Below are 24,612 nucleotides of genomic sequence, written 5' to 3' on the forward strand. Positions count from 1 at the left end.
CCGTCGCTTCGACGCGTCGGACTCGGGTGGTCGGGGTGGGCTGTTCCGATGGCGGGCCGGGGCGCAGAGCCGAGCTGGCGTGCCCGAACGGGTGCGGCTGCGCGTCGGGCACCCGGACGACGACCCGGAGATGGGTCAGACGAAGCGGCGGGTGACCCGGCGGACCGGGGTCAGCGCGCGGGAGGCCCGCGTCGGGGCGGGGTGCCCCGACCGGGCATGCCAGCCGGCGCGTGCTCCGTGCCCCCGAAGACCGGGCCGGCCGGTGCGACGGTGTCTGCGTCGGCCGGCGCGGCAGGGGCCGGCTGGCTCGTACGCTCGGTGGTCGGTGCGGCTTCGGGTCGGACGGTGTCCACCCGGCTGCTCACGGCGGTGGGGCGCAGTTGCGCCTCCGCGGGCGGGGTGGCGGCGAGGGCGCCGCCGAGACCGACCGCGAGCACCAGCGCGGTGACCGCCAGCCGGGTCAGCTCCCGTAGCGACCGCAGCACGGCCCAGCGGGCCGGGCGGACCACAGCTACGGACGACACCCGACCAACCTATCGCCCGGCGCGGCGCGACGCAGCACGACGGTGGGCACAACCGGGGTGACCAGGACCACCGCCGACACTGTGGACGGTCCCGACCCGGGGTCGGGCGGCGGGCCGAAAAACGTGACCCCGCCGGAACGGGTCCGACGGGGTCACGTGGGGTCGTCTGCGGTGGCCGGCGTTCAGCTCCCGGTGCCGAGCACCGGCGGCGCGGCGTCCCCGCCGTCGCCCCACACCATCTCGTCCTCGGTCAGCCAGGTCAGCCGGTCGTCGGACTCGTCATCCTCGGCACGGCCCTGACCGCCGAGCACTCCGGGACGACCGTTGCCCGTCCGGCCGGCTGCGGCGGCCCGACCGGGCTCACCGCGCCGGCCGTCGATGCTCCGCCCGACGCCGCTGGCCGAACGGTTCTCCGCCCCGGCGGCGCCACCGGTCGGCCGGGTCGACGTGGTGGGAGTGCTGCTGGAACCGGCGAGCGCGGAGGTGCGCAGAACCCCACCGGCCGGCGCACCGCCGGGTGCCCCGAAGAGCAGGCTCGGGCCGCCTCCGGCGCTCGCGGGCATGGTGGTCGGCCCGGACAGGCCGGCCAGCCCGGCCGCCCCGCCGGCGAGCAGAGCCCCGCTGACCAGCGGGTCCGCGCCGGCTAGGGAGGTGGTGCCCTCCGCGTCGCCGGCGGAGCCGTCCGGCCCGATGACCACGACCGACGTGCCGCCGTCATGGCCGGGAACGGAGTCGCCCCCGGCGGTCGGCGGAGGAGCCACGCCCTCGGGTGTCGCGATGGTCGCGTCGCCCCGGTGCGCGGTGAGACCGGTGGCGGTCGGAGCGCCCGACGGCGTCGTGCTGGCCGGGCCGCTGCGTGGCGTCGGCCGGTCGTCGTTGACCGTGCGCGGCAACTCCACGTCCGGCGGACGGGGGTCCACCACCCGTTCGTAGGCGGAGAGGTCGTAACCGGCGGCCAGCTCGGCCACGAGGTTCACCATCCGCTGGTGGGCCTTCTCCTGCTCTTCCTTGTCCTGCTGGTGGCCCATGATCCCGCCGACCACCGCGCCGGGCAGGCCGAAGGCGGAACCCTTGAGCACGCCCGAAATGGCCTGGTCGTTGTCGTCGGTCTCCTCGGGACTCTCCGCCTTCTTGTGCGCGGTGCGCAGTTGGCCGGCCATCATGGTCAGACCCTGCTTCACGCCGGACATGCCCTCGCCCAGGCTGTCGGAGTGGTCGACGATCAGCGCCAGCCGGCGCTGGAACTCCCGGCCCGCCGGGCCCGTCCAGGTGTTGCCGAGCTTCTCGAGGTCGCCGCTCAACTCACGCCCGAGGCCGTCCAGGATGCCCTTGAGGGCGGCCCACTGGGCGGCGACCCCTTCGATCTGCTCCGGCTTGCCGACCATCACCGCGTCGTACAGCTCCTGGTGGCTCCGACCCTGGTAACGCTGGGTGTACTCAGACACGCCCATCCCCCTTCGGCTGCAACGCCCGGTCGACCCCGGTCAGCGCGGCGGTGATGTCGGTGGCGTTGGCCGCGTTCCGCGCCTCGGCGGTGCGGTAGTTGGCGAGGATGGTGCCGGTGGCCTGCTGCGCCGCCTGCACCGCCTGCCGGAGCCGCTCAGCCTGCTCCACGTACGACTGGTGGACCTCGCTGTAGCGGCGCGAATTCTGGGTCGCGTCATCGAACGAGCCCAGGGCCGGCGGAGTGCACTGCATCTCGGTGTTGAGCTTGCGCAGCACCGACTCGGCCTGACTCAGCCGCAACGCGAGGTGCTGGTGGAAGTCCTCAAGGGACAGCAGGTCGACTTCCGTACGCCCGGTCATGGCAACATCCCCGTCGTTCTGGTTGACAACCGTCAGCGGATCCAGGTTAGTCCACCTCCGCGAGCCGGGGCGACCCGTATGAACGGCTCAGTCGTCGGTGCCGGTCGATACCTCGGGGGCTCAGCCGCCGGTGCCGTCACTCGCCGGGGTGCTCGTGTCGGGCGTCGGCGAACTGGACGGCGAGGGCGGCTGTGACGGCGGGGTGGTCGCCCCCGCGTCACCCGGCGCGAACTGCGCGAGCGCGGACTCCTGGTCCAGGGTCGGCCCGGTCGGGATCAACGCGAGCAGCGAGCCGGGCACCGCCAGCGGGGTGACCCCGTCGTAGCCGAGGGCGGACCGCGCCTCGGGCGAGCCGAGCGGGTACCGGACACCCTGGGGGCTGATCAGGTAGACCGTCGTGCCGGCGGCGCCGGAGCCGCTGGTCCCGGCGCCGGGCGCAGCCTGGGCCAGTACGCCCTTGCCGCCGGGCAGCAGCACCGACTCGGCCGTGCGCACCGCGTCCCGGGCGCCCTGGCGTACGGGCACCGAACCCGGCTCGGTGCCCGCCAGCTCCGCCGGCACCCGGTCGAAGACCTCCAGCGTGGTGGTCGGCGGGCCACCGGCGGCGCCCTCCCGGTAGGTCGCGCAGAGCAGCGTCTGTCCGGCCCGGGCCGGATACAGGGTCGGCAGCGTCCTCGGCATCCCGTCCGCGTCCACCCGCTGCTCCGTCAGGAGACGCCCGGCCTGATCGGGCGTGATGTCGGTGATCCGACCGCCGCCACTGATGAGCAGCAGCGCGGTTATCTCACTGATCGAGACGAGACCCTCGCGCGCCAGCACGTAGTGCTGACCGGCCGCCTGGAAGACCTGGCCGATGGTGGCGGGCCGGCCGGCCACGCTCAACCCGCTGCGCTCACCCAGGCCGGGCAGCGACGGCTTGCGCAGCGGCGGTCCGGCCGGTACGGCGTTGAGGAGCTGCTGCCCGACCGGCAGCGGCGCCGTACCCGTCATCCGCAGCGCCGCGACGGCCTGGTCACCGCCCCGCACCTCCAGCCGGGAGTTGGCGGCGAGCAGGTGCCGCTGACCGTCCACGGTGACCAGAACCGCGCGGTCACCGAGCGGCGTGCCGCCGGGCAGCGCCCGATTGATCACGACGCGGGTGGTGGAGTGACGCGGGTCGACGGGGTCGGGCACGTCGCAGACCGACCACGGCAGGCCCGTCAACGACTTGCGGTCCGGCAGCGCGTCCGGCGCCCCGACGATGCCGACGGTGCGGCCGCGTGGCCGGTCCCGCAGCGACGCCTGCGACATGGTGCGCACCGTGGGGTCCGGCTCGTTCAGGATCAGCCGCGCCGAGGTGTAGTTGAGCGTCGGGTGCAGCTGACCCTGGGCGTACACGTAGGTGGCGCCGGTCTCCCGCTCGATGACCAGCGTGTTCTCGTCCAACGGTGCGGTGTTCCCGGTCAGCTGGCCGTACGCGCCCACGCCGCCCAGGACCACCGCGGCGGCGATAACGCTGCCGATGACCGCCATGCCGAGCCGTCGCATCGGCAGGTTGGTGGTCTCCGGATCACCCGACAGCAGCGCGGAGACGATCCGGCGGGTGACGAAGCGGTACGCCTGCACCTGATCGCGGCGGGTCCGCATGACTTACCTCCGGCGGGGTGGATCCGCGACGATGTCCTCGGGGTGCCGTCGCGGGCTTCCCTACGATAAGGGGCCGACGGCCGGTCCTCGGGGCCACCGCCGGACCACCACGGCTCAGGGCCGTACCGTCCAGGAGGGACAGTCAGCGATGACGCAGGTTCAGGCGCCACCCGCGGATGCCGTCATGCGGCCGTCCGGTGTTCCGGCGCGGGTCACCCCTGCGGCCGACCGGCCGGGCCGGGGGCGCATCGGTCCGGTGCTGGTCGGGCAGCTCGTCGTACTCGAGGTCTGTGCCGTCGCCGTCTGGGCCGCGACGGCCGGTCCGACCTGGCTGCTCGCGACGGTGGCTGTCGTGGCGGCGGTGGTCGTGCTGTCCGCGTTCGCCCGGCGCGGTGGTCGCTGGTGGTTCGAGGACGTGTTACTGCGCCGCCGGATGCGTCGCCGTCGTGAACGGGCCGCCGCGGCCCTGGCCGGCGGTGCGGCCGCGGACCCTCGGCTGGCCGCGCTGGCTCCCGAGCTGGGCGTGATCGAGCTGACCGACCGGGGCACCCGGCTGGGCATCGGGCAGGACGACCAGGGTTGGTTCGCGGCGGTCGCGTTGCAGCCGGCCACCGGCGCCGCGGTCGGCTCGGTGGAGGCGTCGACGGTCGACCGCGCGTTGCGGGTGCTCGCGGAGTTCTCGGCGCCGGTCTCCCGAGCCCAGGTGGTCGCGCACACCCTGGTCTGGTACCCGGCTGCGGGCGCGCCACCGGCCGCACACCGGACCGTGTGGGTGGCGCTGCGGCTCACGGTCCGCGACGCACGGGTCGAGACGGTGAGCCGGGGCGGCGGTCTGCCGGGCGTCCACCGCACGCTGGCGGCCGGGATCGGCCGGTTGGGCAAGGCGTTGACGGCGGCCGGGCTGGCCCACCGGCCGCTGGGCCGCGACGAGCTGCGCGCAGCGGTGGTCTCGGCTGCCGGACTGGACCTGGTGCCGGAGCCACCGGCGGAGACCTGGTCGGGGTTGCGTGGCGGCGGCTGGACGCACCGCTGCCTGACCCTGCGCGGCCGGCCGGGCGCGCCACTCGGCCCGCTGGTGGACGCGATCACCGCCACGTCCGCGCCGTCGCACACGGTGGCGGCGGCGGTGTCGCCCGACGGGCGTGTGGCGGCCCCGCTGCTGCGGGTCGCGGCCATGGACAACCACGTCGAGGCCCTGGTCAAGGTCGTCCGGGACATGGCGCACCGGGCCGGTATGCCGGCCCGGCCGATGGACGGCCAGCACGGGCCGGGTGTCTACGCCAGCGCGCCGGTCGCCTCGGCGCTCGGCGGCGTCGCCCGCCGGCAGCCCCGCTGACCGTTCCTTCCGGGCCCGATCCGGCAGGCGCATCAACCTGTAGTCAGCCGCCCAGGAAATCTGGTCTCCAAAGACTAGATTTTCTGGGCGAGGTCAGTTAATGTTTCCCTCGTTGACGACGAAGATCGGTTGAAGACGCCGACGTGACAGGCCGAGCGTCGAAGCAAGGCCCGGATGTTGTCGGGCCCGCTCGGTAACCGCGGTGGAACCACATCACCGCGTGCAAGACGGCACGTGCACGACAAGACCTTGACGTAACTCCAGGTCAGGGCGCCGCAGGCAGGGCCGATGCAGTGTTCGGGGCTCCGCCTGACGCAGCAGGGATCCGCCGCACATGCTCGGGGCCAGGAAGTCGCGTGGGGTTCCGGCATCGACGGATAGCACGGTAGATAGGTGAAAGCAGAGGAAAGGGAGGGTTTGACGCCGTTGGATCGCCCGCCGTCGGGACGTAGTTCCAGTTCTGCGGTGGACACCGTAATCACTTTGAACGCGAGGTGGTCTCCGGTCACGCTTATGCGATCCTCGCACCGCCTGCTGGTAGCGGCAGGCGGTGCGGAAACGAGAACCCGACGAACCTGTCGGTAGATGGTGTATTCAACCCGTAACCCTGGGCCCCGGCGCGACACGCGCCGGGGCCCTCGTTCACGAAGAAGGAATGAATGGCCCAACCCGACGACATGCTCAACGATGACGACTACCCCGCCTACACCATGGGCCGCGCCGCCGAGATCGTCGGCGCCTCGCAGGATTTCCTACGGCGCCTCGACGAGGCGAAACTGATCGTCCCGTTCCGCTCCGCCGGCGGCCACCGCCGCTACTCCCGATACCAGCTGCGCCTGGCCGTACGAGCCCGGGAGATGGTCGACCACGGCACCGCTCTGGAAGCCGCCTGCCGGATCATCATTCTCGAAGATCAGCTGGAAGAGGCCCTTCAGCACCACCGCGACCACGTATGCCGCCAGCAGGGCGGCGCCGCCTGAGCCCCACGCCGCACGGTCCTTCTCGGGGCGGAGAAGGACCGTCTGCCGCCCCGGCGGCAGAACGAGATCAACGGGCGGTCGAGGTCTTCGCTGAAAACTACGGCCGTCCCGTCAGGGGCGCAGGTGGACGATCCAGTCGTACATGCCGCAGACCCAGACGGCGAGCGGCACCAACGCGATGATCAGCAGGATCTCGACGATGTCGAGTAGCCGACCCCACACCGGTGAGATCCGCTTGCCGGCGACGGACAGGCCGTAGATCAGGCTGACCACGGCCGCCAGCAGCAGTCCGCCGAGGATCAGGCCGAGCCGGACCGCAAGCGCGCCGCCCGCGAAGGTCGCGGCGGCCGCCAGGCCCAGCCCGACGGTGCCGGCGAGCAGCACCGGAACACGCTGCGCCCGGCCCAGCAGCGGACGCGCCCGCAGCAACGACAGCAGGGCCAGCACCAGACACAGCAGCACGGCCGCCAGCCTGCCGTCCAGGGCCAGCACCAGCTCCGCGCCGAGGACCAGCAACGACAACGTCCACAGCAGAGCGGTGAGGAACGCGTCGGCGCGGTCGCTGCGCTCGAGCACCCGCCGCCCGTCCACCGTCTCGCTGTCGGTCTTCAGGTCGTCCGGACCGGTGGGGATCGACGGCACCGGCAGGCGGGCCAGCCGGTAGGCCACCATCGGCAGCGCCGGCACCAGGCCGAAAGCGACCGCCGCCACCACCGCGGCACCGGCCGCGGCGTCGATGCCGAGGAGCAGGCAGAGCAGCGCGCCCACGCCGGCCCCCGCGCCGAGGCCGATCGCGGCGAAGAAGAGGGGGTACCGGTCGTCACCGACGGCCAGCACGGCCACCGCACCGGCGACCACCACGGCGGTCGCCGCGAGCAGGACGTGTGGGCTGGCCAACTCGGTCAGCTTCCGGTCCCCGGCGAGCAGCAGCAGGCCACCGGTACCCGCGTAGAGCAGCCCGGCCATCGCCAGCACCGAGCCCGTGCGGCTGTCGCCCATGGCCCGGGCGAGCACCGCCGCGCCGACCAGCAGCGCCACCGCGACCAGCAGGGCGGCCAGCGCCGCGGGCAGGTGCGGAGGGCCGGTGAACAGGGCCGCCACCGCGCCCGCGCCGAACGCCGCCGCGGCGAACAGCACGGCGAACGACCGGGTCGCGTCGACCTGCCAGGAGCCGGGCCGTTGCGTGGTGGCGGTGGCGACCGCGTCCACCACGTCGTCGAAGACGATCTCCGGGGCGGCGGCGGAGCGCGGGTTGAAGTACAGCACCTCGCCGTCGCGGACACCGAGCTGCGCGGCGGTACGACCACCGTCCAGAGGGGCAGCGCCGAGGCGGGACAGCGCCCAGCCGCCGTGCCGTACCCCGTCGTCGGCCAGGTCCTCCCCCGCGTAGCGCAGCAGGGTGGGCAGCAGGTCGGCCATCGGTACGTCCGACGGCAGCGCCAGGTCCATCCGGGTACGGGGGGCCACAATGGTGATCCGGCTCAGACCGCCGGTCGCCGACTTCGTAGCCACAGTGGCCTCCTGGTGTCCATCTATGATCAGCGGGCCGCGGCGCATCGGTGCGGGTGCACCGCGCCCACGGGAGATTACCTACGATGACGGGCACGTACAGTGCCCACCCGCGAGCTTCACGTCGCGTCGGCACGACGGCAGGGCCGCTTCTGGGGAGGAGACAGCCGTGAGCACGGTGGTGTTCCGCCGACCTCCGCGTCAACCGGGGCCGGCGTTGCCGCGTGGCGAGGTGGTGCTGGAGTCCCCGCCCGAGCTGCCCGAGCAGACACCGCGCGGGATGGGGCAGCTGCTCATGATCCTGCCGATGGTCTGCGGTGTCGGCGCGATGGCGTTCCTCTACGCCGGCCGGGGCAGCGGCATGATGACGTACGTCGCCGGTGGCCTGTTCGGTGTGTCGATGCTCGGCATGGCCATCGGCTCGCTCAGCAACGGCGGCAACGACAAGGCCGAGCTGAACGCCGACCGCCGCGACTACATGCGTTACCTGGCGCAGATGCGCAAGCGCACCCGTCGTGCGGCTGCCCAGCAGCGGGACGCGATGGACTGGCGGCACCCCGAGCCCGACGCGCTCTGGTCGATCGCGGCGTCCCGTCGGCTGTGGGAGCGTCGGATCACCGAGCCGGACTTCGGCGAGACGCGGATCGCGTTGGGCCCGCAGCGGCTCGCCGTGGAGATCGTCCCGCCGGAGACCAAGCCGGTCGAGGACCTGGAGCCGATGAGCGCCATCGCGCTGCGCCGGTTCGTCCGCGCGCACACCACGGTGCCCGAACTGCCGACCGCACTGTCGGTCCGCGCGTTCAGCCGGGTGGTGCTGCGCGGTGACCGGGAGCCGGTGCTCGACCTGACGCGGGCGGCCCTGGGCCAGCTCGTGACCTTCCACGCCCCCGACGACCTGGTGATCGCCGTGGTCGCCGCGCCCGACCGGCAGCCGGTCTGGGAATGGGTGAAGTGGTTGCCGCACGCCCACCACAGTGGCCGGACGGACGCCGCCGGAGCGCGTCGTCTGGTCTTCGCCAGTCTGGCCGAGGCCGAGGCGTCCCTCGCCGCCGAGCTGGCCGGGCGACCCCGCTTCGCGGCCGAGGCGAAGCCGCTGACCACCGCGCCGCACCTCGTCGTGGTGGTCGACGGTGGCGAGATCTCCCCGACCTGCCAACTGGTGGGTCAGGGTCTGCTCGGCGTCACCCTGATCGACCTGTCCGGGACGGTGCCGCGCGACGCCGGCCGCTGGTTGCTCTGCCTGGACGCGGGCGACGGCAACGCGCTCGACCTCATCCGGGGCAATTCGACCTCGCGCCTCGGCCGTCCCGACCGGCTCTCCGCCGAGGCGGCCGAAGGGCTGGCCCGGCAGATCGCGCCGTACCGGCTGTCGCAGCAGCAGACCAGCAACGACGAGCCGCTGGCCCGCAGCATGGAGCTTCCGGACCTGCTCGGTGTCGGCGACGCCGCGGCGGTCGACGTGCACCAGACGTGGCGGCCGCGCGGTCACCGCGACCGGCTGCGCATCCCGCTGGGTGTCGGCCCGGACGGCAACGTGGTCGAGCTGGACTTCAAGGAGTCCGCGCACGAGGGCATGGGCCCGCACGGCCTGGTCATCGGCGCGACCGGTTCCGGCAAGAGCGAACTGCTCCGTACGGTGGTGGCCGCGCTCGCGGTGACCCATTCGTCGGAGGAGCTGAACTTCGTCCTGGTGGACTTCAAGGGTGGCGCGACGTTCGCCTCGTTGGAGGCGTTGCCGCACACCAGCGCGGTGATCACGAACCTGGCGGACGAGTTGCCGTTGGTCGACCGGATGCGCGACGCGCTCGCCGGTGAGATGGTGCGTCGGCAGGAGTTGCTGCGGGCGGCGGGCAACTATGTCTCGCGGTTCGAGTACGAGAAGGCGCGTGCGGCTGGGGAGCCGTTGGCGCCCATGCCGAGCCTGTTGATCATCTGTGACGAGTTCAGCGAGTTGTTGGCCGCGAAGCCGGACTTCATCGACCTGTTCGTGATGATCGGCCGGTTGGGTCGGTCGTTGGGTGTGCACCTGTTGCTGGCCTCGCAGCGGCTGGAGGAGGGCAAGCTGCGGGGTCTGGACACCCACCTGTCGTACCGGATCGGGTTGCGGACCTTCTCAGCCGTGGAGAGCCGGATCGTGCTCGGCGTACCCGACGCGTACGAGCTGCCGAGCGCGCCGGGACACGGTTACCTGAAGACGGACACCAACACCATGCTGCGGTTCCGGGCCGCGTACGTCTCGGGGCCGTACCGGGCGCCCGGCCAGCAGGCCTCCGCGTCGCAGGCCCTCGTGCAGCGTCGGATCGTGCCGTACGGGGTCAACTTCATCCCCGCGCAGGTTCCGCAGGTGTCGGTGGACACCGCGCCGGAGCCGGAGCAGCCGGCCGACGGCAAGGCCGTGGCGATGCTGGACGTGCTGATCGAGCAGCTCAAGGGGCGGGGCCGACCGGCGCACCAGGTGTGGCTGCCGCCGCTGGCCGACCCACCGGGCCTGGGCGAGCTGCTCGGCCCGCTGGCCGTCGACCCGACCTACGGGTTGTGTACGGCGTCCTGGCCGGGCCGGGGACGGCTGACGGTGCCGGTCGGCGTGGTCGACCGCCCGTACGAGCAGCGCCGCGATCCGATGATGGTCGAGCTGGCCGGCGCGGGCGGCAACGTGGTCATCGTCGGCGGTTCGCTCAGCGGCAAGAGCACCATGCTGCGGTCGCTGCTGGCCTCGTTGGCGCTCACCCACACGTCCCGCGAGGTGCAGTTCTTCTGTCTGGACTTCGGCGGTGGCGCGCTGCGCAGCCTGGAACGGCTGCCGCACATGGCCGGGGTGGCCGGGCGACGGGACGTCGAGGCGGTACGCCGCACGGTGGCCGAGGTGGTCGCGGTGCTGGACGACCGGGAGACACGCTTCGCCCAGCACGGCATCGACTCGGTGGCGAGCTACCGACGTCGGCGGGCGGCCGGCGAGTTCGCCGACGACCCGTTCGGCGACGTGTTCCTGGTGGTGGACGGCTGGAACACGCTGCGCCAGGACTACGAGGAGCTGGAGCAGACCATCACGACGCTCGCCAACCGGGGCCTCGGCTTCGGGGTGCACGTCGTGCTCACGGCGGTGCGGTGGGCGGAGATCCGGATCAACATGCGGGACCTGCTCGGCACCAAGCTGGAGCTGCGCCTCGGCGACGCCGCCGAGTCCGAGATCGACCGGCGCTCGGCGATGAACGTGCCGGAGAAGTCGCCCGGTCGCGGCCTGACCCGGGACAAGCTGCACTTCCTGACGGCCATCTCGCGGATCGACGGTCGGCGCGACATCGAGGACCTGAGCGAGGCGTCGGTCGCGCTCGCCGGGCACGTGGCGGCGAACTGGCCGGGGCGTCCCGCGCCGAAGGTACGGCTGCTGCCGCGCCGGCTGCCGGTGCCCGAGCTGGCGCGCATCATCGACCGGTCGGCGCCCGGCCTGCCGATCGGGGTCAACGAGTCGGCGCTCGCGCCGGTCTACCTGGACCTGGCGAACGAGCCGCACCTGACCGTCTTCGGCGACGCCGAGTGCGGCAAGACCAACCTGCTGCGGCTCATCGCCCGGGGCATCACCGAGCGGTACACGCCCGCCCAGGCCCGCCTGGTGATCGCCGACTACCGGCGTGGCCTGCTGGGCGCGGTCGAGGGCGATCACCTGCTCGACTACGCGCCGTCCAACCAGGCGTTCGCGCAGGGGCTCGCCTCGATCCGCAGCGCGCTGTCCAACCGTCTTCCGGGCCCGGACGTGACCACCGCCCAGCTGCGGGACCGCAGCTGGTGGAAGGGTCCGGACCTGTACATCCTGGTCGACGACTACGACCTGGTCGCCTCCGGCGGCAGCAACCCGCTGAGCGCCCTGCACGAGCTGCTGCCGCAGGCCCGGGACATCGGCCTGCACCTGATCATCACCCGCCGGGTCGGCGGGGTGGCGCGGGCGCTCTACGAGCCGGTGCTGCAACGCCTGCGTGAGCTGGACTCGCCCGGCCTGCTGATGTCCGGCAACCGGGAGGAGGGCGCGGTGTTCGGCACGTTACGTCCGAGCCCGCAGCCACCTGGTCGGGGCACACTCGTGCGGCGGCGCGACGGTCAGCAGCTCATTCAGACCGCCTGGTCCGAGCCGGCCTGATCGAGCCGTCCGGGTGGTCCGTACGGGTCGTCCCACCGGTCCGATCCACCATCATCCATCGAACCGCCCCGGTCAGGGCTGCGGTGGCTGGACGGATTCCGCTACCGTCTCTGGTGGAGTGTCCGTCGGTGGGGTGTTGCTGCCTTGCCGCGGGGGAGGGGCGCGGCAAAGCCGCAGCCACACAACATGACGGAAGGGTGTGAAGCATGGCGTTCGAGGTCTCAGCTGCGAGTCTGCATACTGCCGCGAGTGACGTGCGGTCCACGCGCAGCGAGGTCGACGGTGAGCTGAAGAAGCTGTGGAACGTGGTCGACGACCTGGCCATGGCGTGGAAGGGTCAGGCGTCCACGGGGTTCCAGTCGCTCATGACTCGCTGGAACGAGGACACCGTGAGTCTGCTGACCGCGATGGACAACATCGCGGACCTGCTCGACAAGTCGGGTACGACGCACCAGGTCAACGACGAGGAGCAGCAGCAGATGCTGGACAAGTTCCACTCTGCTCTCAACCCGTGATCCGTAGCCAGCAGAGGAGGAAGTCGTGACGATCAAGGTTGACTACGCGGTCCTCGAGAGCAGCAACCAGCAGATGCAAGCCATCTCGAAGACCATCGACGAGAAGCTGGACACGCTGCGGTCGATGCTGTCCAAGCTCGAGTGGGAGGGCGAGGACCGCACCGCCTACGAGCAGCACCAGGCGAAGTGGGACTCGTCGGTCCGGGACATCAACCGGATCCTGAACGAGATCGGTGGTGCCGTCGGCATCGCCCGCGAGAACTACGTCTCGACCGAGATGAGCAACTCCAAGGTCTGGGGCTGACACAATCACCGATGCGGCTCCGGTCCGGCTCGACCGGGCCGGAGCCGCATCGTGTTGACGTCGGCGGGATACGGGAGAGCGATGCGTACGGGGAAGCCTTTCCGATCGACACGGGCCGTGGGCGCGGCCGCGTTGGCGCTCTGCGCCGCGCTGGCCCCAGCGGTGACCGTCGCACCGGCACCGGCCCAGGCCGCTGACACGGTCCGTGGCCTCCAGTGGTACCTGGATTATCTCAAGATCCCCGCCGCGCACCAGATCACCAAGGGCGCGGGTGTCACGGTCGCCGTCGTCGACGCTGGAGTCGAAGCAGATCATCCCGACCTGCGTGGCCAGGTGCTCGCGGGGCACGGCACCAACGTCACGGCCGCCCGGGACGGCCGGCGTGACGACGACAAGGAGAAGGGGCACGGCACCTCGATGGCCGGCATCATCGCCGGGCGCGGCGGTGGCGCGACGCACGAGTTGGGCATCGCCCCGGCCGCGAAGATCCTCCCGGTCTCGATGGGTGCCAGGTCGAGCACCGACGACGTGGTCCTGGGTATCCGGTGGGCGGCGGACAACGGTGCCGACGTCATCAATCTCTCGCTGAGAATCGCGCAGCCGGTGGCTCCTCCCGAACTCGTGGACGCCATCAACTACGCGTTGAGCAAGAACGCCGTGGTGGTCGCGTCTGCGGGCAACATCGAGCAGGGCGACCGCGAGGTCACCGCGCCGGCCAACATCCCCGGCGTCATCGCCGTCTCCGGGTTCGACAAGCGGGGCGGTTTCTTCGCTGGCTCGGTGCAAGGCCCGGAGACCGTCATCGCCAGTCCGATGGAGAGCATCATCGCCCCCGCGCCCAAGGTGGTCTCGCCGAACGGCTACTCGCTGAGCAGCGGCACCAGTTCGGCGGGCGCCATCATCTCGGGTGTGGTGGCGCTGATCCGCGCGAAGTATCCGAAGCTCGACGCGCCCAACGTCATCAGCCGCCTTATCGAGACCGCCCGCGACGCCGGTCCCGCCGGTCGGGACCCGCAGTTCGGCTTCGGCCGGGTCGACCCGGTCGCCGCCCTGACCCGCTCGGTACCCACCGTGACGGCGAACCCGCTGCTGGAGGGCGAGGCCGCCGGTCCGACCCGCCCCGGCGGCGCTGACAAACCGGGTGACGACGACGGCCCGGCGGTCGAGTTCGGCGTCTCGAACAAGGCCGGCGCGATCGTTCAGGCAGCGCTCTGCCTCGGCGTACCGATCATCGGGTTGATCGTGCTGTTCGTGGTGTTGCGACGCCGCAAGCGGCGCACGCCGCCGGCGGCCGTCGGTCCGTACCCGGGTGCACCCGGCATGCCGCCACCCGGCTGGCCCGCCACCCAGCCACCACCGGCCGGCTACGGCCCGCCGCCGGGCCAGCCCGGCCCGGGGTATGGCCCGCCGCCGGGCCAGCCCGGCCCGGGGTATGGCCCGCCGCCGGGCCAGCCCGGCCCGGGGTATGGCCCGCCGCCGGGCCAGCCCGGCCCGGGGTACGGCCCGCCGCCGGGCCAGCCCGGCCCGGGGTACGGCCCGCCGCCGGGCCATCCCATCCAGGGTTATCCGCCGGCGCCGAGCGCTCCGGCGACACCGCCGGCCGGGGCCGGCTGGCCGGGCTCGGGCCCGCCGTCGCCGGGCCCGCACCAGCAGCAGTGAGCGCACACCACCAGTCAGGGTTTCGGGGAGGGGACCGATGACGGACGACAGGACCACCCAGCCGGAACGGTACGTGAACGACGACCTCTACATCCCGGTTCCGGTGGGCGGGATACCGACGTCGGGCCTCGCCGTGACCGGCCTCGAACTCGACAACGTCAACCACGCCGCCACGCCGGAGGGCCTGATCGCCGCGCCCGGTGAGGCCGGCGTCAAGACCGAGTGGGACGCGACCAGCCTGGACTCGGCCATCACCTGGCTGGAGACCCACGCCGCGTACCTGAACAAGCTCAGCTACGACATGGTCGACATCCAGGACCTGATGGGTGGGGCGGCCGGCGGCGTGGCGGGTGGGGCCGGCGGCCAGCCGAGCCCGCTCGGGGGGTTCGACTGGGCGGCCCGGCTGGCCGCCAAGCACCAGGGGCTCTACCAGGGCACCGAGTCCGGTGTCCGCAAGCTCTCGCAGAGCCTGTACGACGCGGCGGAGGCGCTGCGTCAGGTCAAGCAGAACTACGAGACGGCGGAGGAGCAGAACAGGATGTCCGCCGCCGAGATGCAGCGTGTCTTCGGCGACGTGGCCGGCAACGGCGACGGACGCTAGGACGGGGGAGGACGGCAGATGGGCCTGAGCTGGGAAGAGATGTGCCAGAAGGTCGTCATCGACGGCCGGCCGGGTGACGTGGAGAGCGCCGCCCTCGGTTGGGAGCAACTGCTCAAGAATCTCAACAACGTCAAGCAGAGCCTCGAGTCCAACATCAAGGATCTGGGTACGACCTGGAAGGGCCCGGCGTACGAGGCGTTCAAGGGCCACGTCGAGCAGATCGCCAAGGACACCGGGCAGATCGTGGCCGACGCCGAAAAGGGCAACGGCATCGTCCAGTCGCTCAAGTCCGCCGCAGACCAACTCACCGCCGCCCAGCGGGACTTCCCGATCCCGGCGACCTGCGTCAACGACGTGCTGGAGGCGCGCAACGCCAAGCTGACCCTCGGGGTCGGCTTCTTCGAGGCGAAGGTCTCGCCGGACTTCCTGGGCTGGTTCGACCCGGTGACCGCGATCGCCGACTGGATCAACGACCAGTCGGAGGACGCCGCCCGGGTCTACGAGCAGGTGCGCGGTGACTACCAGGCCACCGCCCCCGGCACCCCCGGCGAGGCTGGCAACACCCGACAAAGCACTCCGACAACCGAGACCCCTGATCTGGACACCGGTGGCGGCGGCGGTGGCGGGGGCGGCGGCGTGCCGAAGCTCGGTGGCGGTGGCGGCGGTGGTGGCCTGGGTGCCACACCCTCGATCGGTACCAGCGACATGCCGGGCACCGGCAACCTGCCCAGCGGGTCCGGCACCCACCCCGACCTCTCCGGCGGGTACGACACCGGCACGGGCGACTACCCGGGCACCGGCGGCGTGCCGAGCGTCGGCGGCGCGGACGACGAGTTCAGCAGCGGCCTCGCGGGCGCGGGCGGTGGCGGTTCACCCGGGCTGGGCTCCGGCCTCGGCTCCGGTGGCCTGGGCTCCTCGCCCGGGCTCGGCGGCGGTGGTGGCGGCCTGGGTAGCGCCGGGGAGGCGTCGGCGCTCTCGCGGGTGGCGGTGCGCTCGGTCGGGCGGTCTCCCCGGGCATGGGCCCGATGATGGGTGGCGGCGCGGCGGGTGCCGGTCGCGGTGGCGGCCGGGGTGCCGGTGGTCGGCTCGGCGCGGGCGGCAAGCTGGCCGGTGGCATGGCACCCGGTATGGGTGGCGTCGCCGGTGGTGGTGGCGCTGGTGCCGGCCGGGGTGGCGCCGGTCGTGGCGCGACGGGTGCCGGGGGCGTGGCGCGGGTGCGCGCGGCGCCGGTGGCCTGGCCGGCGCGGGTACCGGTGCCGGTTACGGCGAGGAGGACACCGCCCGCAACACCTGGCTGGAAGAGGACGAGGACGTGTGGGGCGCGGACGGCGGCGGCACCTCCGGCATCCTGCGCTGAGCGCTGCGGCACGGCGCTGGTGTGGTCGACCGCATCAGCGCCGTGACCGGGCTCAGCCGGCGACCGGCTCGTCCGTGCGGCGGCCGGCACGCCAGCCGCGTCGGCGGCCCCGCGCCACGATCGGCCGAGTGACCAGCAGCAGTACGGTGAGCAGCGCGCCGACCACGGCCGCCCAGATCGCCGCGGTGCGTTGCCAGCTCAGCGGATCCGCTGCGGAAGCAGGCGGGGCGAGCGCGCCGACCGGCGGGTTGGTGCGGGTGCCCAGCAGGCTCGACACCGCCCGGTACGGGTTGACCACGCCGTACCCGACCTCGGCGTTGCGGCCCTGCGGCGGGTTGTCCGCCGTACGCTCCAGCCGGTCGGCGACCTGCTGCGGGGTGAGGTCCGGGTAGGCGGCCCGGACGAGCGCCGCCGTCCCCGAGACGTACGCGGCGGCGAAGCTGGTGCCACCCGTCGGCTCGGCGCGGTAGCCGGCCCCACCGGGCGCGGGGCCGACGATGTTCAGTCCCGGCGCGGCGACGTCGACGTAGCTGCCACTGACCGAGGTGCCGACGTGCCCGCCCTGCTCGTCCACACCGGCGACGGCGATGACGCCCGGGTAGGCGGCCGGGTACGCCGGCTTGTCCTCCTGTGTCTCCTGCCGGTTGCCGGCGGCGGCGACCAGGATCACCCGCTTGGCGAGGGCGCGTTCGACGGCCCGGGCCAGTTCGGGGCGGGGCAGGGTCACCAGGGACAGGTTGATCACGTCGGCGCCGTTGTCGACCGCCCAGTCGATGGCTGCGGCGATCTGCCCGGGCAGCGCCTCGTCGTTGGTGCCCTTGGCGTTGGGCAGCACCCGGATGGGCAGGATGCGGGCCGCCGGGGCGATACCGCTGAACGGCGCTCCGGTGCCGTCCTGGCCGGCGATGATGCCGGCGACCATCGTGCCGTGGCCGGCCAGGTCGCACTGGCCTCGGTAGTCGGTCAGGTTGTTGAAGTCGCGCCCGGGCAGAACCTGGTTCTTCAGGGCGGGGTGGAGGGCCGAGACCCCGGAGTCGATGACCGCCACCGTCACCCCGGCGCCTCGCGAGAGCGGCCAGGCCGAGACCGGATCCAGCCGTTGCAGCGCCCACGGCATCTCCACCAGGCCGTCCTCACCGGGCGGGCCGCAGACGGGTGCCGCCGCTGCCGCCGGCACGCATGGGGCCACCACCAGGGTGATCCCGAGCAGGGTCGCGACCGTTCCACTGAGGACAGCGCGGACGGTACGGCGGGGTGGTTCGGTCGCGCTCGGCGGCAGGCATTCGCGCACCCGCAGAGATTACCGCTGCGCCGCGTCGCGCAGCGGCCCGGCGACGCCGGCGACGTCGGGGCGCACGACCGTCGTCAGGGAGTGTCGTCGCCGGGGGTGGGGGTGAACAGTGCGAGGAGGTCACCGACCTGCACCTCGGCCTCGGCGGGGTGGCGGAACCGGCCGGCGGGGTTGAGGGTGTACTCGTTGCGACGCCCGACCCGGGTGCGGTGCAGGTAACCCTCGGCCTCCAGGTCGGCGACGATGGCCTGGGCGGCCCGCTCGGTGACGCCCACCTCTGCCGCCACGTCACGGAGCCGGGCGGTGGGGTCGCGGGCGATGGCGAGCAGCACATGGCCGTGATTGGTGAGGAATGTCCAGTTCCGGCCGCCTCCGGCCGTCGTGCTCGCCACCGTGGGGCCGCCTCTCCGGGTCAACGTATGAAATCTAAATCACGCATATCTTGACGCATCTTGCCGTGCGTGTGACCGTTGAGCGCGAGCCAGCGCCCGCCGCCGGCCCGGGTTGAAAAGACCGTTGAGCAGGTCAAACGCGTGGAGACGAGGTGCGGGGATGAGCCGTTCCGGTACGCCCGGCGGGCAGCCGGGCACCCAGCGGACCGTCGAGCAGGCGCCGGTCTCGACCGAGCCGGCCCGAGCGTACGCCGAGCTGGTCTCCGGCAACCGTCGCTTCGTCGCCGGAGAGCCGCGCCATCCCAACCAGGATGCCGGGCACCGGGCCGCCGTGGCGGACGGGCAGCACCCCTTCGCGGTGATCGTCGGCTGCTCCGACTCGCGGCTGGCCGCCGAGATCATCTTCGACCGGGGGCTGGGTGACCTCTTCGTCGTTCGGACCGCCGGGCACACCACCGGCCCCGAGGTACTGGGCAGCGTCGAGTACGCGGTGGCCGTCCTCGGTGCCCCGCTGGTGGTGGTGCTCGGCCACGACTCCTGCGGCGCCGTGCAGGCGGCCCGCGAATCGGCGGCCACCGGCGTCGCGCCCCCGGGACATCTCCCAGCGGTGGTCGACGCGGTGCTGCCCAGCCTGCGACGAGCCGCGGCCGAGGGCGTGCACGACATCGACGGCATCGTCGACATCCACATCGCGCAGACCGTCGAGACGCTGCTCGGGCAGTCGCCCGTGCTGGCTGACGAGGTGGCGCGGGGGCGGTGCGCGGTGGTGGGGATGTCGTACCGGCTCGCCGCCGGGGCAGTACGACCCGTGACGCCCGTACCGGCCGGCGACGCCTCGGACGACCCGGCGGCCACCACCGCCGCCTGACACGCGACGAGGGCCGCCCCGCTCGACGCGGGACGGCCCTCGAACTGCTGAACGTCGAATCAGAGCAGCGACATGTGTACGTGGTCGGTGTGGTTCGACGGCCCGCTGTACGACTTCCAGCCGGTCGCCGGGAACCAGATCTGCCGGTTCCAGATCACGTAGTAGATGCCGAGCCGGTCGGCGTTGCGGATGAGGAACGCGGCCACGTTGTTGCCGTACATCCGGGTGTCGTCGTTGTGCCACGGGCTGAAGCCGCTCTTCTGCAACGACCAGTCACAGGCGCGGCCCTTCGGGTGCTCGTACGGTCCGCCGTTGCGGTGGCAGCCCACGAACCGGTTGAATCCGGCCCGCTTGACCTCCTTGTACGCGTGCAGCGTGCGCGGCGTGACGCAGCCGGAGGTGGTCGGGTCCTTCTCGCTGCACGACTGCGCCTTCCAGTCGCCGTCGGCGGTGCGACCCGGGCCGATCCGGGCGACCGGAGAGGTGGCGTCCACCAGGCCGCCGGTGAAGCCCTTGCCGCCGACCAGCGCGAGCGCCTTGTCCGCGTCGCGCTTGTCCTTCGCCATCAGCGCGGTCTGCTTCTGCTGCTCCCGTACCTCCGCGTCGAGCAACAGCTTGGCCTGCTCGGCGCGGGACTTCACGGCGTTGACCTCGGCGAGCTTCTTCTCGTTGACCATGTTCATCTCGTCGAGCGCCGCGGCCCGCTGGACGAACGAGTCCGGGGCGTCGGCCTCCAGCAGCATCGCGATCGCGCCGACCCGTCCGGTCCGGTACGACTGAGCGGCGATCTGCGCGACCTGCGGGGCCAGCGCGGCCAGGTCGGCCTTCGCCCGGTCGACCTCGGCCGCCAGTTCGAGCTGCCGCTTCTTGGACTTGTCCAGTTTGGACTTGGCCGCCACGTAGTCCCGGTTGGTCTGCTCGATGACGTCGGTGAGCAGCTTGGGCTCGTCGCCGTCCTCCTCGTGCCCGGACGGTGTGGGGGTCGTCGGGGCGGCGTGGGCCGGGAGGGGCCCGGCGAGCACGGTCAGCGCAGCGAACACGGCCACCACGGGTGTCAACCAGCGGCGTAGGGGTGCCGTCACAATCTTCCCTTCCGTCGACCGCCGACCGGGTTAGCTGACGGGTTCGGGGCGGAAGTGGCCCCTACCGCTGTCGCGGATTCACCCCAGGTGCCTGGGTCCCCGGCTCGCCGGTTGGCGATTGGGCGGTGGCACCGCAGGCGCCGCTGCGCGCCTTCGTCGGTGACCGGCAGCGAGGTTACCCGAGAGTCCACCGCCTGAGCTACGTCCTGATGCCGACTAAAAGCGTCATTTCGCCATGGCGTTGAGTGACCAGTGACGCGGTTCTCAGGGCGGGTGCCCGATCCGGTCACGCTGAGGAGTGTCACCATGCCGTATCCGTGCTCCTGTTCGGCTCTGGCCACCCGGTGGTGGCGGTGGATGGGGGTGCGTTCCGCTGTGGATCGGGCCGGTCGGCCCTCCCCGCCGGCGGGGAACTGAGAGCGGCGAGCGCCTCCGCGCGGTCCGCGCGGGGGCGCGGTGGCGGGGGTCCGCGCCGGGCGTGGCCGTCGACCCGGCCGCGGTCACCACGGCGGCCAGCCCGGTGGTGAGGGGTACGGCGGCGATCAGGCCGAGCGTGGCGACCGCGCTGCGGACGATCTCCTGGGCGAGGAACTCGCTGGTCAGGATCTGCCCGATGGGGCGCGAATCGGCGGTGAGCAGGAGCAGCAGCGGCAGTGACGCGCCCGCGTACGCCAGGACGATGGTGTTGACCGTGGAGGCGATGTGGGCCCGGCCGACCCGGGTGGCGGCCCGGTAGAGCTGTCGTCGACTCAGCCCGGGGTTGGCGTTCGCCAGCTCGGTGACGGTGGCGGCCTGGGTGACGGTCACGTCGTCGAGTACCCCGAGTGAGCCGATGATGATCCCGGCGAGCAGCAGGCCGCGCAGGTCCACATCCGCCTGGAACATCGAGAGCGTGGTGGCGTCCTCGCTGCCGAAGCCGGTGAGCTGGGTGGCGGCCGTGGCGATGGTCGCGAGGACACCGGTGAGCACCAGACTGCCCAGGGTGCCGAGGACCGCGACGGAGGTCTGCGCGGTCACTCCGTGTGTCAGGTAGAGCACCACGAACATGATCAGGGCCGCGCCGACCACCGCCACCAGCAGCGGTGACCGGCCCGCGCCGATGGCCGGTAACACGAAGGTGAGCAGGATGGCGAAGCTGGCGGCCAGGCCGGCGAGCGCGGCCAGGCCCCGCCACCGGCCGAACGCGACGATGGCGGCGGCGAAGACCACCACGAGCCACACCAGCGGCGTCCCGCGTTGGTGCTCGGCGATGTTCCAGGTGCTGATGGTGGGATCGGTCGGATCGGTCAGCTCGACCAGGACGACGTCGTCGCCCACCTCGACCCGAGGCGCTCCGGGCCCGGCGGGGACGGGCGTGCTCACCTGCCGGTCGGCGCGCGGCCCGTCTTCGAGGAGTACGTCCACCGTGCCGCACGGCCCGCTGCTCGGCGTGCCCTCCGGGCTCGTCGAGGGCGGGCACGGTTCGGTCACCACCCGGGTCACCGTGCCGTGGTGGCGCGGCAGGTCCGCGCCGCCGCCGCTCTTCGGTGCGCCGTCCCGGGGCCACAGCACCACGGCGGCGACGACGGTGGCCACGAAGAGCGGCACCACCGTCGCGACAAGGATCCGTCGTACCCGGGGCGGGGCGGGACGAGCGGAATGGCTGTGGTCGGAACCCAATGCGAGACTCCCAACGATCCGGTGCGGGGTACGTGCCGGCGGCCTGTGCGGTTCAGTTCCGCCGGACGAAGGCGGGCACGAGCGCGTCGGTTCGCCGCCTGACGACCCGACAATCACGGAGAGTGATGAAGTGGCCCGGTCGGCGCCGTACGGGGCCGCGCCGTGGCGGCGCCGTCGCCCGTCTCGGCGGCGGAATCCGGTGGGTCATCGCCGGACGATGCTAACCAGCGCGCCTGGAGGTTGCAGGGCGTGTGGACGCATCGGGGGAGTCGAACCGCTGACACCGCCCCGGGCGCGGCGGGATGGTGGAGTCATGCCTGAGCCACCCACCGAGCACCGACGGCACGACAAGCACGCCGGGCACGACAAGCACGCCGGGCACGACCCCGCCATGTTCCGTCGGCGGTTCTGGGTCTGTCTGGTGCTCACCGTTCCGGTGGTCCTGACCAGTGACCTGGTGGTGGACCGGCTCGGGCTCCGGCTGGACGTGCCGGGTCGCTCCTGGGTGGGGCCGGTGCTCGGTTCGGTGGTGTTCCTCTGGGGTGGCTGGCCGTTCCTGGTCGGCGCGGTACGGGAGATCCGGGACCGCGCGCCGGGCATGATGCTGCTGGTCGCGATGGCGATCACCGTGGCGTACACCGCGTCGCTGGCGACCAGCCTGGGTGCCTTCGACCTGGACTTCTGGTGGGAGTTGGCCGCGCTGGTCACCATCATGCTGCTCGGGCACTGGCAGGAGATGAAGGCCATCGGGCAGGCCCGTGGGGCGCTCGCGGCACTGGCGGCGCTGCTGCCCGACGAGGCCGAGCGGGTGGCGGCGGACGGGCGGGTCGAGCGCGTACCGGTCGACGGGCTGCGGGTCGACGACGTGGTGCTGGTCCGACCCGGGGGTCGGGTTCCGGCCGACGGCCGGGTCGTCGACGGTGACGCGGAGTTGGACGAATCGATGATCACGGGAGAGTCGCGTCCGGTCGCCCGGTCGGCGGGCGATCGGGTGGTGGCCGGCACGGTCGCCACCGATTCGGCGATCCGGGTCCGTGTCGAGGCGCTGGGCGACGAGACCGCGCTCGCGGGCATCCAGCGCATGGTCGCGCAGGCACAGCGCTCGGGCGGGCAGGCTCAACTGCTCGCCGACCGGTTCGCCGCCGCGCTGTTCTACGTGGCCGCCGGTACCGCCGTGCTCACCCTGGTGGTCTGGACCGCGCTCGGTGAGCCCGACGAGGCGGTGGTGCGTACCGTCACCGTTCTGGTGATCGCCTGCCCGCACGCGCTCGGCCTGGCCATCCCGCTCGTCGTCGCGCTCTCCACGGCGCTGGCGGCACGAAGCGGGATCCTGGTGAAGGACCGGCTCGCGTTGGAGCGGATGCGGTCCGTCGACGCGGTGCTGTTCGACAAGACCGGCACGCTGACCCGGGGCGAGCACGAGGTCACCGACCTGGTGACGGCCCCCGGCGTGGGCCGCGACGAGGCGTTGCGGATCGCCGCCGGTGTCGAGTCCGACAGCGAACATCCGCTGGCCCGCGCGATCGTGGCGGCGGCCGGGCCGGGTGGGCCGGCCCGTGCCGCCGGCTTCCGCTCGCTTCCGGGCCGCGGGGTGCGGGCCACCATCGACGGTACGGAGTACGCGGTGGGCGGGCCGGCCCTGCTGCGTGAGCGGGGTGGACCACTGCCGGACGGGCTGCGGGAGGCGACCGGGCGCTGGTCGTCACGCGGAGCCGTGGTGCTGTATCTCCTGCGGTTGCCGGACACGGTGCTCGGGGCGTTCGCGCTCACCGACGCGGTACGCCCGGAGGCCCGCGAGGCCATCGCCGAGCTGCGGGCGGATGGCGTCCGCACCATCGCCATGATCACCGGGGACGCGCGGTCGGTGGCCGAGTCGGTCGCTGCCGACCTCGGCTTCCGGGCCGGGGTGGACGAGGTCTTCGCCGAGGTGCTGCCGGCCGACAAGGACAGCCGGGTGGCGGAACTCCAGCGGCGCGGGCTGACCGTGGCGATGGTCGGTGACGGGGTGAACGACGCGCCGGCGCTGGCCCGCGCCGACGTGGGCATCGCGATCGGGGCGGGCACCGACGTCGCGATCGAGTCCGCCGGGGTCGTGCTGGCGTCGTCCGATCCGCGCGGCGTCGGGGCCGTGGTCCGGCTCTCCCGGGCGTCGTACCGCAAGATGCGGCAGAACCTGGCCTGGGCCGCGAGCTACAACGTGGTGGCGTTGCCGCTGGCGGCGGGGGTGCTCGCCGGGGCCGGGGTGGCGCTGAGCCCGGCGGTGGCGGCCGTGCTGATGTCCGCGTCCACCATCGTGGTGGCGCTCAACGCGCAGTTGCTGCGCCGGGTACGTCTCGATTCCGGGCGGAAGTGAGGCGCGCTCAGCCGCGCTTCATGAGTCGGCCGACGGCCGCCATCATCTCGGTGGCCATCTCGTCGGCCCGGCCCTCGGCCGCCCCCTCGTGCATGCAGTGCCGGGCGTGCCCGTCGAGCAGGCCCAGGGCCACCTTGTCGAGCGCGGCCTGGATCGCGGAGATCTGGGTGAGCACGTCGATGCAGTAGCGGTCGTCGTCGACCATCTTCTCGATGCCCCGGACCTGTCCCTCCACCCGGCGCAGGCGCGCGAGCAGTTGGTCCTTGCTGGCGGTGTACCCGCGGATCGGTGTGGGTGCGGTCATGGCGACGAGGATAGCCTACCCCTAGGGGGTATGGTAATGTCCGATCCTGCCGGCATACCCCCACCGGGTACCGGTACTACGAGAGGAGACGTCCGATGGTCGACACGACGTACCAGGTGCAGGGCATGACCTGCGGGCACTGCGTCAGCGCGGTCAGCGCCGAGGTGGGCGCGATCGAGGGCGTGCGCGACGTGCGGGTCGACCTCGCCACCGGCCAGGTCACCGTCAGCAGCGAGCAGCCCGTGGACACCGAGGCCGTCCGGGCCGCTGTCGACGAGGCCGGCTACGACCTCGTCGAGGCGTGAGCGGAGGTC

At 72.6% G+C, this 24,612-nt stretch carries 20 protein-coding genes, 1 pseudogene and 1 riboswitch; of the genes and pseudogenes, 11 read left to right on the forward strand and 10 right to left on the reverse strand.

Annotated features, from left to right (window positions below; genetic code table 11):
• Nucleotides 1-170 precede the first annotated feature (170 nt).
• The 4 genes from ACQP0N_RS02840 to eccB form a co-directional block, all read right to left on the reverse strand.
• Nucleotides 171-524, reverse strand: a complete 354-nt coding sequence (locus tag ACQP0N_RS02840) for a hypothetical protein (RefSeq protein WP_433117320.1) — start codon at nucleotides 522-524, stop codon at nucleotides 171-173.
• A gap of 182 nt (nucleotides 525-706) precedes the next feature.
• Complete coding sequence (locus ACQP0N_RS02845; protein WP_433117322.1) at nucleotides 707-1,969, reverse strand: WXG100 family type VII secretion target; 1,263 nt, start codon at nucleotides 1,967-1,969, stop codon at nucleotides 707-709.
• Nucleotides 1,962-2,330 carry a hypothetical protein gene (locus ACQP0N_RS02850; RefSeq protein ID WP_396801259.1) on the reverse strand — a complete coding sequence of 123 codons (369 nt, stop codon included), beginning with the start codon at nucleotides 2,328-2,330 and terminating at the stop codon, nucleotides 1,962-1,964. Before ACQP0N_RS02850 ends, ACQP0N_RS02845 begins: the two co-directional genes overlap by 8 nt.
• A 120-nt stretch (nucleotides 2,331-2,450) precedes the next feature.
• Nucleotides 2,451-3,956, reverse strand: a complete 1,506-nt coding sequence (gene eccB / locus ACQP0N_RS02855; RefSeq protein ID WP_433117325.1) for a type VII secretion protein EccB — start codon at nucleotides 3,954-3,956, stop codon at nucleotides 2,451-2,453.
• A gap of 148 nt (nucleotides 3,957-4,104) precedes the next feature.
• Between eccB and ACQP0N_RS02860 the strand changes: the two genes are divergently transcribed.
• A complete protein-coding gene (locus ACQP0N_RS02860; protein ID WP_433117327.1) occupies nucleotides 4,105-5,292 on the forward strand; it encodes a type VII secretion protein EccE in 1,188 nt (395 codons plus the stop codon).
• Between the two features lie 659 nt (nucleotides 5,293-5,951).
• The gene (locus ACQP0N_RS02865; RefSeq protein WP_357124019.1) at nucleotides 5,952-6,272 is read left to right on the forward strand and encodes a MerR family transcriptional regulator; all 321 of its coding nucleotides are present in this window, start codon (nucleotides 5,952-5,954) and stop codon (nucleotides 6,270-6,272) included.
• A gap of 111 nt (nucleotides 6,273-6,383) precedes the next feature.
• On the opposite strand, the gene eccD is transcribed toward ACQP0N_RS02865, so the two are convergent.
• Entirely contained in the window at nucleotides 6,384-7,784 is a 1,401-nt protein-coding gene (gene eccD, locus ACQP0N_RS02870) for a type VII secretion integral membrane protein EccD (RefSeq protein ID WP_433117329.1), read from the reverse strand.
• 166 nt (nucleotides 7,785-7,950) lie between these two features.
• Here eccD and eccCa point away from each other — a divergent pair, with 166 nt between their 5' ends.
• The 6 genes from eccCa to ACQP0N_RS02900 all read left to right on the forward strand — a co-directional run bounded on the left by eccCa (nucleotide 7,951) and on the right by ACQP0N_RS02900 (nucleotide 16,021).
• Entirely contained in the window at nucleotides 7,951-11,913 is a 3,963-nt protein-coding gene (gene eccCa / locus ACQP0N_RS02875) for a type VII secretion protein EccCa (protein ID WP_433117331.1), read from the forward strand.
• Between the two features lie 254 nt (nucleotides 11,914-12,167).
• Nucleotides 12,168-12,428, forward strand: a complete 261-nt coding sequence (locus ACQP0N_RS02880; RefSeq protein WP_433117333.1) for a WXG100 family type VII secretion target — start codon at nucleotides 12,168-12,170, stop codon at nucleotides 12,426-12,428.
• 25 nt (nucleotides 12,429-12,453) lie between these two features.
• On the forward strand, nucleotides 12,454-12,732 hold the full coding sequence (locus ACQP0N_RS02885; protein ID WP_007454922.1) for a WXG100 family type VII secretion target: 279 nt from the start codon (nucleotides 12,454-12,456) through the stop codon (nucleotides 12,730-12,732).
• Between the two features lie 117 nt (nucleotides 12,733-12,849).
• Nucleotides 12,850-14,391, forward strand: coding sequence for a S8 family serine peptidase (locus ACQP0N_RS02890; RefSeq protein WP_433117335.1), 1,542 nt, complete (start codon nucleotides 12,850-12,852; stop codon nucleotides 14,389-14,391).
• Nucleotides 14,392-14,428: 37 nt separating this feature from the next.
• The gene (locus ACQP0N_RS02895; protein ID WP_355049149.1) at nucleotides 14,429-14,992 is read left to right on the forward strand and encodes a hypothetical protein; all 564 of its coding nucleotides are present in this window, start codon (nucleotides 14,429-14,431) and stop codon (nucleotides 14,990-14,992) included.
• Between the two features lie 18 nt (nucleotides 14,993-15,010).
• Entirely contained in the window at nucleotides 15,011-16,021 is a 1,011-nt protein-coding gene (locus ACQP0N_RS02900; RefSeq protein ID WP_433117337.1) for a WXG100 family type VII secretion target, read from the forward strand.
• Between the two features lie 380 nt (nucleotides 16,022-16,401).
• Here the strand turns inward: ACQP0N_RS02900 and mycP are convergent, their stop codons facing one another.
• Nucleotides 16,402-17,640: a type VII secretion-associated serine protease mycosin gene (mycP, locus tag ACQP0N_RS02905; RefSeq protein WP_433117339.1), complete on the reverse strand. Its 1,239-nt coding sequence runs from the start codon at nucleotides 17,638-17,640 to the stop codon at nucleotides 16,402-16,404.
• Nucleotides 17,641-17,714: 74 nt separating this feature from the next.
• Nucleotides 17,715-18,032 carry a helix-turn-helix transcriptional regulator gene (locus tag ACQP0N_RS02910; RefSeq protein ID WP_357124040.1) on the reverse strand — a complete coding sequence of 106 codons (318 nt, stop codon included), beginning with the start codon at nucleotides 18,030-18,032 and terminating at the stop codon, nucleotides 17,715-17,717.
• A 160-nt stretch (nucleotides 18,033-18,192) separates the two neighbouring features.
• Here ACQP0N_RS02910 and ACQP0N_RS02915 point away from each other — a divergent pair, with 160 nt between their 5' ends.
• Nucleotides 18,193-18,900 (forward strand): carbonic anhydrase, encoded by a 708-nt coding sequence (locus ACQP0N_RS02915; RefSeq protein ID WP_433117342.1) that lies wholly within the window; start codon nucleotides 18,193-18,195, stop codon nucleotides 18,898-18,900.
• A 59-nt stretch (nucleotides 18,901-18,959) separates the two neighbouring features.
• Here the strand turns inward: ACQP0N_RS02915 and ACQP0N_RS02920 are convergent, their stop codons facing one another.
• Nucleotides 18,960-19,982, reverse strand: a complete 1,023-nt coding sequence (locus tag ACQP0N_RS02920) for a coiled-coil domain-containing protein (RefSeq protein WP_433117344.1) — start codon at nucleotides 19,980-19,982, stop codon at nucleotides 18,960-18,962.
• Between the two features lie 4 nt (nucleotides 19,983-19,986).
• A riboswitch (cyclic di-AMP (ydaO/yuaA leader) is annotated at nucleotides 19,987-20,117 on the reverse strand.
• Between the two features lie 166 nt (nucleotides 20,118-20,283).
• Nucleotides 20,284-21,641: pseudogene (locus tag ACQP0N_RS02925) on the reverse strand (YibE/F family protein).
• Nucleotides 21,642-21,954: 313 nt separating this feature from the next.
• On the opposite strand from ACQP0N_RS02925, the gene ACQP0N_RS02930 reads away from it, so the two are divergent.
• Nucleotides 21,955-23,994, forward strand: coding sequence for a heavy metal translocating P-type ATPase (locus ACQP0N_RS02930; RefSeq protein WP_433117346.1), 2,040 nt, complete (start codon nucleotides 21,955-21,957; stop codon nucleotides 23,992-23,994).
• Between the two features lie 7 nt (nucleotides 23,995-24,001).
• Here the strand turns inward: ACQP0N_RS02930 and ACQP0N_RS02935 are convergent, their stop codons facing one another.
• Nucleotides 24,002-24,298, reverse strand: a complete 297-nt coding sequence (locus tag ACQP0N_RS02935; protein ID WP_030329541.1) for a metal-sensitive transcriptional regulator — start codon at nucleotides 24,296-24,298, stop codon at nucleotides 24,002-24,004.
• A gap of 95 nt (nucleotides 24,299-24,393) precedes the next feature.
• On the opposite strand from ACQP0N_RS02935, the gene ACQP0N_RS02940 reads away from it, so the two are divergent.
• The gene (locus tag ACQP0N_RS02940; RefSeq protein ID WP_396801239.1) at nucleotides 24,394-24,603 is read left to right on the forward strand and encodes a heavy-metal-associated domain-containing protein; all 210 of its coding nucleotides are present in this window, start codon (nucleotides 24,394-24,396) and stop codon (nucleotides 24,601-24,603) included.
• Nucleotides 24,604-24,612 lie beyond the last annotated feature (9 nt).

It is taken from the genome of Micromonospora sp. CA-246542, assembly GCF_050942905.1.
Lineage (GTDB): Bacteria > Actinomycetota > Actinomycetes > Mycobacteriales > Micromonosporaceae > Micromonospora.